This is a genomic window from Bartonella propinqua (assembly GCF_047263965.1).
Lineage (GTDB): Bacteria > Pseudomonadota > Alphaproteobacteria > Rhizobiales > Rhizobiaceae > Bartonella.
The window spans coordinates 1-12,302 of sequence record NZ_JBLEBK010000009.1 but is presented as its reverse complement, the minus strand read 5'-3'; the positions used below and the strand labels follow the sequence as shown (position 1 = coordinate 12,302).

The window sequence follows — 12,302 nt, the reverse complement described above, 5'->3', positions numbered from 1 at the left end:
TATTTTGAGATATTATAAGGCATAATGCTTGATTTATATGTTCAAGTTACCACTTCATGCATTGTGAAGAGCTAGAGGCTTTTATAAAAGGCGGGCTTGTGTGTGGGCAAATCATAGGCTCCAGAAAGGAGAATTATGCAATATATTGATGAAAAGACAGACGGAGTAAGGGAGGAGCTTTATGCTGTTTTACCTCTTCGTGATATTGTTGTCTTCCCGCATATGATCGTTCCGCTTTTTGTGGGAAGAGAAAAATCAATTTGTGCTCTTGAAAAAGCGATGGCATCTGACAAACAAATATTGCTAGTCACGCAAAAAAATGCCTCGGATGATGATCCAAAATCGGAAGATATTTATGATATAGGTACGTTTGCTGATGTTCTTCAACTTTTAAAGCTTCCTGATGGAACTGTGAAAGTTTTGGTCGAGGGTACTGCGCGTGCAAAAATTAGCCAATTTACTGAAAATAAAGATTATCATCAAGCTTTTGCGAGTGTTACAGAAGAGCCCAAGGAAGATGCTGTTGAAATTCAAGCTCTTTCTCGATCTGTGATTTCCTATTTTGAAAATTATGTAAAACTTAATAAAAAGGTTTCCCCTGAGGTTGTTAATGCGGTTGGTCAAATTGATGATCCTTCTAAGCTTGCTGATACTATTGCTTCACATTTGGTGATTAAGCTTTCGGAAAAGCAGGAAATATTAGCTTTATTGCCTATACGTGATCGTCTTGAACGCATTTTATCGTTCATGGAAGGAGAAATTTCTGTTTTGCAGGTTGAAAAACGAATTCGTTCGCATGTTAAACGGCAAATGGAAAAGAATCAGCGAGAATATTACCTCAATGAACAGATGAAGGCTATTCAGAAGGAGTTAGGGGCAGGTGATGATAGTCGTGATGAGTTGTCTGAATTAGAGGAACGCATCACAAAGACTAAATTTTCGAAAGAAGCGCATGAAAAAGCTGTGGCAGAACTGAAAAAATTACGGAATATGTCTCCTATGTCTGCGGAGGCAACTGTTGTACGTAATTATCTTGATTGGCTTTTAGCGATACCTTGGGGCAAAAAGTCAAAAATTAAAAATGATCTAAATTTTGCCGAAAAAGTCATGGATAATGAACATTTTGGTCTTGAGAAAGTCAAGGAACGGATTGTTGAATATTTAGCAGTACAAAGCCGAGCATCGAAAATAAAAGGTCCTATTATTTGTTTGCTAGGCCCCCCAGGTGTTGGGAAGACATCGCTGGCGCGTTCTATCGCAAAAGCAACAGGTCGTGAATATGTTCGTATCTCATTGGGGGGGGTGCGGGATGAGGCAGAAATTCGTGGACATCGTCGGACTTATATTGGTTCTATGCCTGGGAAAATTATTCAGTCAATGAAAAAGGCAAAAAAGTCTAATCCGCTTTTTTTGCTCGATGAAATTGATAAAATAGGACAAGATTTTCGTGGAGATCCTTCATCGGCTTTATTGGAAGTACTTGATCCTGAGCAGAATGGTACATTTATTGATCATTATTTAGAAGTAGAGTATGATCTTTCTGATGTGATGTTTGTTGCAACGGCGAATACACTTGATATTCCAGGTCCGTTATTGGATCGGATGGAAATTATTCGTATTGCTGGTTATACTGAATGTGAAAAGATGGAAATTGTTAGACGGCATCTTTTACCAAAGGCGCTGAAAGATCATTGTTTGTCTAAAAGAGAATTCAGTGTTTCTGATGATGCCATAAGGTCTGTTATTCAGTTTTACACACGTGAAGCGGGGGTACGTAACCTTGAACGTGAATTAATGAAGATGGCACGTAAATCAGTTACAAAAATTTTTAAGACTCATCAAAAATCTGTGAAGATTACAGAAGATAATATTGGTGATTTTTTGGGTGTTAAACGTTATCGCTATGGCCAAGTCGAAGGTGAAAATCAGATTGGTATTGTTACAGGGCTTGCATGGACCGAGGTTGGCGGAGAACTGTTAACCATTGAAGGCGTTATGATGTCAGGGAAAGGCAAAATGACGGTAACTGGGAATTTGCGTGATATTATGAAGGAGTCCATTTCTGCAGCAGCATCTTATGTGCGCTTTCGTGCTGTTGATTTTGGTATAGAGCCGCCACTGTTTGATAAACGTGATATTCATGTTCATGTTCCAGAAGGTGCTACGCCAAAAGATGGACCGTCTGCTGGGATTGCAATGGTTACAGCAATTGTTTCGGTATTAACAGGGATAGCTGTGCATAGAGATATTGCGATGACTGGAGAAATTACTTTACGTGGTCGTGTTTTGCCGATTGGTGGATTAAAAGAAAAGCTGCTTGCAGCTCTTCGGGGAGGGATAAAAAAAGTGCTCATTCCTGAAGAAAATGTAAAAGATTTGATTGATATTCCTGATGTTGTCAAAAATAATATGGAAATTATTCCAGTAAATCATGTTAGTGAAGTCCTTAAACATGCTTTGGTTCGTTCTCCAGAGGCTATTGAATGGACAGAATCTCCTACAGTGGCTTCAACTGTCAGGACGGAGAGCAACGATGGAGGAAGACAAATTGCACACTGAATCATTATCCAATGCAGTCGTGTTTGTAAGAGTCGTAGGGGTTATTTTTACAGTTATTGTTTTATTTATTTAAAAAAAATGAAAAATTCCGTGAATAACTATGATTATTGCTAAAAAAACAATGCTTTGGATAAAAATAAGACTTCTGTTTGCTGTACTTTTCAATAAACTGAGCGATGACCATTAGATTACATTATCTGATAATATAGGGAAAGGAAATGTTTAATGAATAAAAGTGAATTGGTTACTTCCGTTGCTGAAAAAGCGAGTGTTTCAAAAGCGCAGGCGGGCTCTGTTATTGATGCTTTTATTGCTTCTGTAACAGAAGCCTTGGCTTCAGGAGGTGATGTTCGCCTTCCAGGTTTTGGTTCTTTTGAAGTTTCTCATCGTGCTGCTACAAAGGGGCGGAACCCTTCAACTGGTGCTGAAATTGATATCCCAGCGCGTTCTGTTCCCAAATTTTCTGCAGGGAAAACTCTTAAAGAAGCTGTTAATAAAAAGTAATTTAAGCCACATTAAAAAAACCCGATTTATTTATAAACGGGTTTTTTAAAAAAATGTTCTGTATATATTTTTACATAAAATTTTACAGCATGTGTTTATTTTTGTTAAAATAAAACGTTGAGCTGTAGGAGAAGTGTAGCTTGTAAATTAGATTAAGCTTTGATCATGTCAAGAGGTTACAGTATTTTCGTGGAGGGGATATTTGTGGCAGTGATTGGGGTAATGGTATATATTTTTTGCTATTATGATCGAGCAGATGTGTTGTTGTGAGCTTTTTAACAGTTGAAGCGTATTCAAAAGCTATTTTATGACGTTTATAGCAAAAGCGTTTTTTAAAGTTTTTATGCTGTTTGAGTTTAATAAATGATGGTTTTTATACGTGTTGTTTATTGGCTGAGATTATTGATTCCATAAAAAATTTTTGGATGATAACCTAGTAGATCAAAGATTGGTGATGTGTATCTCATGAAAGTCAAAGGCAATAATTAATCTAGGAACTACTTTATTTACGCTCTATTTTGTAACCATTGAGCACAATCATGTAAGGCTCTGGCAGTTATAGCTTGTTTTTTTGCTAATTTTTTTTCTTTACTTAGCAAGCGTTTTTCTAAGGGGGTAGCAGAAATAATAGGTGGAAAAAGACCAAAATTGATATTCATTGGTTGAAAAGACTGTTTTTCTGTTTCTGCTACGATGTGTCCACCAGTAATATGGTTCAAAAGAGCACCAAATGCTGTAGTTGGTGGTGGGGGTGAAGGGCAGTTATGGTTATATTCAGCAGCAGCAAAATACCCAGCGAGAAGTCCTATTGCAGATGATTCTACATAACCTTCACATCCCGTAATTTGCCCAGCAAAACGTAGCTGAGGTCTTTGCTTCAAACAAAGGGTTTTATCAAGAATGATTGGTGAATTAAGGTAGGTATTGCGATGAAGCCCACCAAGGCGTGCGAATTCTGCTTGCTCAAGACCAGGGATCATTCTAAAAATGCGAACTTGTTCACCATATTTCAGTTTTGTTTGAAAACCAACCATATTATAAAGGGTTCCAAGTTTGTTGTCTTGACGTAATTGGACGACGGCGTATGGTTTAATTGTGGGATTATGGGCATTAGTTAATCCCATAGGTTTCATAGGTCCATGCCTTAGGGTTTCAAGTCCGCGTTCAGCCATAACTTCAATTGGCAAGCATCCATCAAAATAGGGTGTTTTTTCAAAGTCACGGAATTCTATTTTTTCTGCATTTTTTAACGATTGAATAAATACTTCATATTGTGTTTTATCAAGAGGACAATTAAGATAATCTTTTCCTGTTCCTTCAGGACCGATTTTATCATAGCGCGATTGATACCAGCAGATATCCATATTAACACTATCGGTATAAATAATAGGCGCGATAGCATCAAAAAAAGAGAGCGCTTCTGTTCCAGTAATTGTTTGTATTGCTTGAGCGAGTGCTGGCGAGGTAAGAGGACCTGTTGCAATGATAATGTGGCGTCCATCTTCAGGGAGATCTTGAATTTCTTCACGTTTTATAGTTATAAAAGGATGATTTTCAAGTGCTGTTGTAACGGTTTTTGAAAATCCATCGCGATCGACGGCCAGTGCACTTCCAGCTGGTACTTTGTTGGCGTCTGCAGCTTTCATAATCAAGGATTTCGCTAATCGCATTTCAGCATGTAAAAGACCAACGGCGTTTGTTGATGAATCATCAGAACGAAATGAATTTGAACAGACTAATTCCGCAAGTCTATCTGTTTTATGGGCATCAGATTTTTTTTGAGGACGCATTTCGTGCAAAATAACGGGGATACCTAATTGAGCGATCTGCCAGCTTGCTTCACTACCTGCAAGTCCGCCGCCGATGATATGAATTGGGTCATTGAGCTTATTTAACATAAATCCCCTTTTAGTGGAAGCATTTCCATCTGAAAAGCATAAATTTTGTTTTTGTAATTTGTAAAGAAGGATGTGTATTTGGATTTTTAAATATATTTATTTGCTTTTTTTCTTTAATTAATGGTATAGAAACGCCGCCTATGTAAGGTTATTGGTTTTATAGGTTTAGCGGATGTGGCGAAATTGGTAGACGCACCAGATTTAGGTTCTGGCGGGAAACCGTGGGGGTTCGAGTCCCTTCATCCGCACCAAAGGAGCTCTTTGAATATTACGGACTTCACTACGTAACTGGAAGTTTGTTTCATAGTGCTTTAACACTCAAGTGTTAGAATGTAATTATTATCAGAGCGGGTTTATCCTTCTCTTTAGAAAAATAAAGGTTGTTTGATGCAGGTTACCGAGACGCTTAATGAAGGACTGAAGCGCGAAATTAAGATCGTGGTTCCAGCGAGAGATTTAAAAGAAAAGTTGAATGAACGATTGGATGATACCAAGGGTAAGATTAAGCTTAATGGTTTTCGTCCTGGTAAGGTACCTACAGGTCACCTACGAAAAATGTACGGCAAGTCTTTTATGGCGGAAATTTTGAACGAAATTATCAAAGATGCTCCCCACTCTATTTTAGCTGATCGTAATGAACGTTCAGCGATGCAGCCGCAAATTGATATAGATGAAGATGACAAAATTTTAGATGGCGAAGCCGATTTTGTTTTCAATTTAAAGTATGAAATTTTACCGAAATTTGAAATTAAAGACTTCGATCATATTGAAGTTGTTCGTGAAATTGCGGCTATTCCCGAACAAGAAATTGATGAGCAAGTAGAGCGTACTCTTTCTTCTACCCGTAGTTACTCGTTGAAAGACGGCTCTGCTGAAGAAGGTGATCGTGTTACAATAGATTATTTAGGGAAGCTTGAGGGTGTTCCATTCGAAGGTGGAGCAGATAGTGATGCGCAATTAATTCTTGGATCAAAGCAATTTATTCCTAGTTTTGAGGAACAGTTAATTGGTGTAAAAATAGGAGATAAGAAAACAATTTCTGTTAAATTTCCTGATAATTATAGTGCTGTGCATTTGGCAGGTAAGGATGCAGAATTTGATATCACTGTTAAAGCTGTTCTGAAACCAGATGAGCTGAAAATTGATGACGAAGCAGCTCAAAAGCTTGGTTTGGAATCTCTGGATCGCTTACGTGAAGTTGTTCGTGGGCAGATTGAAAGTCAGTATGGTTCAATGACACGTCAAAAAATTAAACGTCAAATTCTTGATGCCTTAGATGCTGACTATGATTTTGAGATTCCTGAAGGGCTTTTGGAAATTGAGTTTAACAATATCTGGACTCAGGTGAATGAGGATTTAAAAAAGGCAGGTAGCAGTTTTGAAAATGAGGGTGTTACGGAAGAGCAGGCACGGGAAGAATATCGTGGGCTTGCACAACGTCGTGTCCGTCTTGGTTTGGTGCTTTCTGAAATAGGGGTGAAAGTTGGTGTTAAAGTTAATGATGATGAGCTAAAGGCAGCTGTTTTTGATCAGGTACGCCAATATCCTGGACAAGAGAAAGAGATTATGGATTTTTTCCGTAATACACCAGAAGCTGTTGCAAATTTACGTGCCCCGATTTTTGAAGAAAAAGTTATTGATCATCTGTTAGCGCGGATAAAAGTTAAAGATAAAGAAGTGACAGTTGAAGAGCTGATGAAGGAATATGACGAATCAGATTTAACTGAAAAAAAGCCGGTAAAGAAAAAATCTGCAGTGAAGAAAAAAGCTACGGAGAAGGCTCCAACGAAAAAGACTTCTAAAAAAGATTAATATTTGCACTCACAGAACAAGCCCGATAAAATCGGGCTTTTTTATTAGATTTATATTCTAAGCTTGCACTTATAGTGATTTTAGATTAGCCATCAGATATATTTTTTTAATATTGGTAATGGATTGGCAATGGAAATCATTGATACGCGTATTCCTGATTCTAAGCGTTTTATTTCTGGAACTACAGGTGATTGGGAAGTCATCATTGGCATGGAAGTTCATGCGCAAATCATATCAAATTCAAAACTTTTTTCAGGTGCATCAACTAAATTTGGTGCTGAGCCAAATAATCACGTATCGCTTATTGATGCAGCAATGCCTGGTATGTTGCCTGTTATTAATCAGGAATGTGTTCGTCAAGCGGTTCGCACTGGTTTGGGATTAAAAGCTCACATTAATTTGAAATCTGTTTTTGATCGTAAAAACTATTTTTACCCAGATTTACCACAAGGGTATCAAATTTCTCAGTTTCGATATCCAATTGTAGGTGAGGGGAAGATTATTATATCTGTTGGTCCAGATTCGAGTGGTCAATTTGAGGACATTGAAGTTGGAATTGAGAGGTTGCACCTTGAGCAAGATGCAGGAAAATCAATGCATGATCAGCATCCGACGATGTCTTTTGTAGATTTGAATCGTTCTGGTGTAGCTCTTATGGAAATTGTTTCTAAACCAGATATGCGTTCATCAGATGAAGCCAAAGCCTATATGACAAAGTTGCGTACGATTGTTCGTTATTTAGGGACTTGCGATGGCAATATGGATGAAGGTTCTATGCGTGCGGATGTCAATGTATCAGTTCGCCGTCCTAGTGAAAATTTTGGAACACGCTGTGAGATAAAAAATGTTAATTCTATTCGCTTCATTGGTCAGGCGATTGACTATGAGGCGCGTCGTCAGATTGCGATTTTAGAAAGTGGTGGTGTAATAGATCAGGAAACTCGGCTTTTTGACGCAACTAAAGGTGAAACGCGCTCTATGCGTTCAAAAGAAGAGGCACATGATTATCGTTATTTTCCCGATCCTGATCTTTTACCATTGGAATTTGATCAAGAATTTGTGGACTCTTTGGCAGCGGAATTACCAGAGCTCCCTGATGATATAAAAGCACGCTTTATTAATGAGATGGGATTGACAGCGTATGATGCTTCCATCCTTGTGACAGAAAAAGCTATTGCTGATTATTTTGAAGAAGTTGCACGTGGGCGTGATGGAAAAATAGCTGCTAATTGGGTGATTAATGACCTTTTGGGTGCCTTAAATAAAGATAATCGTGAAATTGAAGATACACCAGTGACACCAGATCAATTGGGGAGCATTATTGATCTTATTAAAGAAGGAACTATTTCTGGAAAAATTGCTAAAGATCTCTTTGAGATTATTTGGAATGAAGGTGGTGATCCACGTCAAGTTGTGGAGCAGCGTAATATGAAACAGGTAACAGATGTAAAGGCTCTTGAAAAAGCTGTTGATGAAATTGTTGCCAATAATTCTGATAAAGTTGCGCAAGCAAAACAAAAGCCTGCTTTGGTTGGTTGGTTTGTTGGGCAGGTAATGAAGGCGACAGCTGGTAAAGCAAACCCTCAGACTGTTAATGAACTGATTAGGGTAAAACTTGGCATAGATTAATATTATAGGGTAGAGATAAGTTAATAAATATGATATCCTTTTACGGCTGAAGAAATATGAATTAAAAGTTTTTATCCAATAAAATCATGGTAGTTGTTTACAGGTGGTTTCTATTTTCAGTAATTTCAAATGTTAAAATAGGCTTATAGTAATAGCTGATTTTTAGGGTATGCTAAAAAGTGGAAGAGAAGATGGCTGGTTTTTTTAAGCAAGTCTTTACATGGTGGAATGGTAATACCGTTAGTACACGCTTCTTTACGTGGTGCAAAGGCAAACGCATAGGGGAGGATCAGTTTGGTAATATTTATTATGAAGGTGGTTACCATAAGGATGGTTATCCGCGTCGTTGGGTAGTTTACAAGGGTTACTCTGAAGCTTCAGCTATTCCGCCAGGATGGCATGGTTGGATCCATCATCGCTGTGATGTTCCACCTACGCAGGAGAAGTATCAGCCGTATGAATGGGAAAAGCCTCATATTAAGAATATGACAGGAACAAGCGAAGCTTATCGACCAAAGGGATCCATTGTGTATAATGGAGAGCGTCCCTGTGTGTATGAAGATTATGATGCGTGGTCGCCTAAAAAATAGAGCATTTTATTAACCAGTGTATTTTTGTTTATTTTGCTATAAGTTATAGCTATGACTGTTTTTTATATATGATTGATTTGATATTATGAGTTTTTTTGTACCGTCAGGATTGAAGCATATTTTTTATGCTGCTCTCATGGGGATTATAATGATCTTTGCTTCAGTTGGTGGAGTGCAGGCTGAACGTGTTAGCAATGGAATTGCTGTTTTTGCGGGTCTTGATAAAATTACTGGTAGAACGACTCGTTTTGAAGTTCTTCTTGGTGAAGTTTATCAGTATGGTGTTTTGCAGGTCACACCACGAGTGTGCTACACTAGTTCCAAAGATGAGCCAACTTATACGACTGGTTTTATTGAGGTCAATGAGATAACATTAGATAAAAAGATACGACGTATTTTTACAGGATGGATGTTTGCAGAGAGTCCAGGGTTAAATGCTGTAGAGCACCCTATTTATGATGTGTGGCTAAAGGATTGCAGGCAGGGCTTTTAAGTTTTCTGTGTTAATGGTTTATTGTATAAATTATATACTTAATTAAATATTTATTTTTGCTATTTTTTTGAAAATTTTGTAAGAAATTTTTAAAATTCCAATGGTTAAATGTTAAAATTAAAGGCATCGCGGATGCTTTTGTTCTCGTATTTAATGAATAGGCTTTTTATTTTGCATTTATGATGGCTTTAGTAAAAGATATTATAGTATTGGTGCACTATAAACACATAAATAGGTTGATACGTTTTTTTAGCGATAAGTTAGTCTTTTTATTTTGATGAAAAAGTGAGTAAAACTAGCAATTAAGATTATATTACTGGTACAATAAAAGTTCCAGATTATTCAAATGGTCTCAGTGTAAGTTTAGCGCGGTGTGGCGATTTTGTGTAGACGATACTCTTGGTATGTATTTTAAAAATCTTTTGATAAGATACCAATATTTTCACATAAAAGTATAGGTATTTAGGAATGAAAATGAAAGGGCGCTAAGCTTAAAAATCTTGTCTTTTTACAACGGACATGTTTGTTTTGTGCAAAAGGTTATCAATTTTACAAAGAGTATGAGATTTATATAATGAAAGATGTGGATCGCCGATATAATAATGTTACTTTGTTGTCAAAACAGCCGAGAGAATCATTGTTGAATGTTCCATTTATTATAGTTGCTTTGATAGCAGCTTGTTTTTGTATTTATTTCATTCCTCAGTATTTTTTTTCTGAGCAGCTCTATATTAAAAGTCTTAAATTTTTTTCATTTACACCGCTGTTATTCAAGGTCGATTCTTTAGCATTTGGTCATACCATTATTAGTTATTCATTCATGCATGGTAGTTTTGAACATATTGCTATTAACATGGCTTGGCTTTTGGTTTTTGGGTCTCCTTTGGTAAGATATTTTGGTGGAGTACGCTTTTTAATTTTTTGGTTATTAACGGCGGTGGTTTCTGCATTAACTTATTTTGTATTCCACCAGAATAGTATGATGCCACTTGTCGGAGCATCAGGTGCAGTTTCTGGGATGATGGGTGCTGTTGCACGTTACAGTTTTTTTTCTATTTATTTCAATACCAATATACAGGATAAGAGATTTTTGGGTTCTTTGCTGTCTATCAAACAGGCGCTTTTTTCGAGGAATGTACTTGTTTATATGAGTATATGGTTGATTGTTAATTTTATGATGAGTATTTGCTCTTCTTTATTTGAAAGTGATAACGTTTCAGTAGCATGGGAGGCTCATATTGGTGGGCTTTTTTCAGGTTTTCTATTGGTTGGTTTTTTTGATATTTCACGGAATAAATCAAAAATTACAATCTAAGATATTTGTGGGTTGCATAAAGCGCAATTGTTGCTGCATTTGAAACATTTAATGATTTAATATTTCCAGGCATATCAAGGCGTGTTAATGCGCAAACGGTTTCACGTGTTTTTTTCCGTAAGCCTTTGCCTTCTGCTCCTAAAATAAGGGCGATTTTTTCTCCTGTTAATGCTGTTTCTAAAGGTAAATCACCTTCTGAATCGAGTCCAAAGCTGGTAAAACCTGCTTTATGGAGTTCTTGAAGTGCTTCAGTAAGATTTCGTACAGTAATATAATTGATCAGCTCTAAAGCTCCAGAAGCTGCTTTAGCAAGGACACCGCTTTCTTGAGGGGAATGGCGATAAGTGGTAATAAGCGCTTCGGCTTTAAATGCGACTGCAGAACGCATAATAGCACCGACATTATGCGGATCGGTAATTTGATCCATTACAACAACAAGATCGGTATTTGTTAATTCAGATAATTGGCATGGCTTGAGGGGCTCAGTTTCTGCAACGACACCTTGATGAACGGCATCATTTCCGACTAGTGCATCAAGTTGCTTAGGAGAGCATAATGTGACAGGGCAGGGTAAATCTGATTCGAGTATATTTAATCGTTTTAAAGCATTTTGTGTGATATAGAGACATTTAAAAATTCTTTTTGGGTTTTTTAAAGCAGCTTGAACTGAGTGGATACCATAGAGACGAACTCCCCCTTCCCTTAAAGGAACGGTTCCATGTTTTGAGTGTCTTATAGAGAAAGAAGGGGACTTTTTCGTGTCACGACATCGATGATATAGATGAGCGTGACGGAAATTTTTAGATATTTTTTTTGTCATATTTTTCTTATAGCGTATTAACAATAAAAGTAGATAAAAATCTATGATTTAAAATTATTAGCAGAAAATTTTATAAAATTGTATTTATTTTGTTGACAGATACGATACTAATCGTCATAACCCCTTCGCAGCCGGTTTAAATTGAACAGGTTATCGCGATGGGGTTGAAATGATACCGTATCGCGTGGTTTTACTGGTGCGATGGAGGGGTGCCCGAGTGGTTAAAGGGGGCGGACTGTAAATCCGTTGCGTATGCTACGTTGGTTCGAATCCAACCCCCTCCACCATCTATCGAAGGGGATTAAATCCGTGGTATGCGGGTATAGCTCAATGGTAGAGCAGCAGCCTTCCAAGCTGAATACGCGGGTTCGATTCCCGCTACCCGCTCCAAATATCCGTTGGGAATTGGTGAATAACTGTGGTAGGAGAGCGTTCCTATCGTAGATTTAAGCGGAATTTCCGTTTGAGAGTTGTAGTGATTGGCCTAATATGTTAAGCCAGTTATTTAATTCTACGAGCCTTGTTTTTTTGGCGTAAGATAAGAGATTGACAGCGATGGCAAAGAGCAAATTTGAACGTACGAAGCCGCATGTTAATATAGGTACGATTGGTCACGTTGATCATGGGAAGACCTCATTGACGGCAGCGATTACAAAGTATTTTGGTGAATTTAAAGCGTATG

At 37.5% G+C, this 12,302-nt stretch carries 10 protein-coding genes and 3 tRNA genes; 11 read left to right on the top strand and 2 right to left on the bottom strand.

The genetic code is table 11. From position 1 onward, the window contains the following. Positions 1-135 precede the first annotated feature (135 nt). Both lon and ACMFKV_RS06135 read left to right on the top strand, forming a co-directional pair. Positions 136-2,559: an endopeptidase La gene (gene lon, locus ACMFKV_RS06140; protein ID WP_336287820.1), complete on the top strand. Its 2,424-nt coding sequence runs from the start codon at positions 136-138 to the stop codon at positions 2,557-2,559. 225 nt (positions 2,560-2,784) lie between these two features. Beyond that, positions 2,785-3,063 (top strand): HU family DNA-binding protein, encoded by a 279-nt coding sequence (locus ACMFKV_RS06135; RefSeq protein WP_332060422.1) that lies wholly within the window; start codon positions 2,785-2,787, stop codon positions 3,061-3,063. Between the two features lie 506 nt (positions 3,064-3,569). On the opposite strand, the gene trmFO is transcribed toward ACMFKV_RS06135, so the two are convergent. Beyond that, complete coding sequence (trmFO, locus tag ACMFKV_RS06130; protein ID WP_336287819.1) at positions 3,570-4,961, bottom strand: methylenetetrahydrofolate--tRNA-(uracil(54)-C(5))-methyltransferase (FADH(2)-oxidizing) TrmFO; 1,392 nt, start codon at positions 4,959-4,961, stop codon at positions 3,570-3,572. Between the two features lie 168 nt (positions 4,962-5,129). On the opposite strand from trmFO, the gene ACMFKV_RS06125 reads away from it, so the two are divergent. The 6 genes from ACMFKV_RS06125 (at position 5,130) to ACMFKV_RS06100 (ending at position 10,800) form a co-directional block, all read left to right on the top strand. Continuing rightward, positions 5,130-5,212, top strand: a tRNA-Leu gene (locus ACMFKV_RS06125). A 136-nt stretch (positions 5,213-5,348) separates the two neighbouring features. Beyond that, positions 5,349-6,773 carry a trigger factor gene (gene tig, locus ACMFKV_RS06120; protein WP_413154747.1) on the top strand — a complete coding sequence of 475 codons (1,425 nt, stop codon included), beginning with the start codon at positions 5,349-5,351 and terminating at the stop codon, positions 6,771-6,773. A gap of 129 nt (positions 6,774-6,902) precedes the next feature. Then, positions 6,903-8,402 (top strand): Asp-tRNA(Asn)/Glu-tRNA(Gln) amidotransferase subunit GatB, encoded by a 1,500-nt coding sequence (gene gatB / locus ACMFKV_RS06115; RefSeq protein ID WP_413154746.1) that lies wholly within the window; start codon positions 6,903-6,905, stop codon positions 8,400-8,402. A 191-nt stretch (positions 8,403-8,593) separates the two neighbouring features. Next, a complete protein-coding gene (locus ACMFKV_RS06110; protein WP_336287816.1) occupies positions 8,594-8,992 on the top strand; it encodes an NADH:ubiquinone oxidoreductase subunit NDUFA12 in 399 nt (132 codons plus the stop codon). An 85-nt stretch (positions 8,993-9,077) separates the two neighbouring features. Next, on the top strand, positions 9,078-9,485 hold the full coding sequence (locus ACMFKV_RS06105; protein ID WP_336287815.1) for a DUF2155 domain-containing protein: 408 nt from the start codon (positions 9,078-9,080) through the stop codon (positions 9,483-9,485). A 574-nt stretch (positions 9,486-10,059) separates the two neighbouring features. After that, positions 10,060-10,800 carry a rhomboid family intramembrane serine protease gene (locus tag ACMFKV_RS06100; protein WP_413154745.1) on the top strand — a complete coding sequence of 247 codons (741 nt, stop codon included), beginning with the start codon at positions 10,060-10,062 and terminating at the stop codon, positions 10,798-10,800. On the opposite strand, the gene rlmB is transcribed toward ACMFKV_RS06100, so the two are convergent. Further along, on the bottom strand, positions 10,790-11,620 hold the full coding sequence (rlmB, locus tag ACMFKV_RS06095) for a 23S rRNA (guanosine(2251)-2'-O)-methyltransferase RlmB (protein ID WP_336287813.1): 831 nt from the start codon (positions 11,618-11,620) through the stop codon (positions 10,790-10,792). The two genes, ACMFKV_RS06100 and rlmB, sit on opposite strands and share 11 nt — an antisense overlap. Before the next feature lie 203 nt (positions 11,621-11,823). Between rlmB and ACMFKV_RS06090 the strand changes: the two genes are divergently transcribed. From ACMFKV_RS06090 to ACMFKV_RS06080, 3 genes are all read left to right on the top strand, one after another. After that, positions 11,824-11,907, top strand: a tRNA-Tyr gene (locus ACMFKV_RS06090). A 29-nt stretch (positions 11,908-11,936) separates the two neighbouring features. Further along, positions 11,937-12,010 (top strand) — tRNA-Gly (locus ACMFKV_RS06085). A 165-nt stretch (positions 12,011-12,175) separates the two neighbouring features. Next, positions 12,176-12,302, top strand: a 127-nt coding sequence (locus tag ACMFKV_RS06080; protein ID WP_234924853.1) for a GTP-binding protein, incomplete at its 3' end; no start/stop codon positions are given.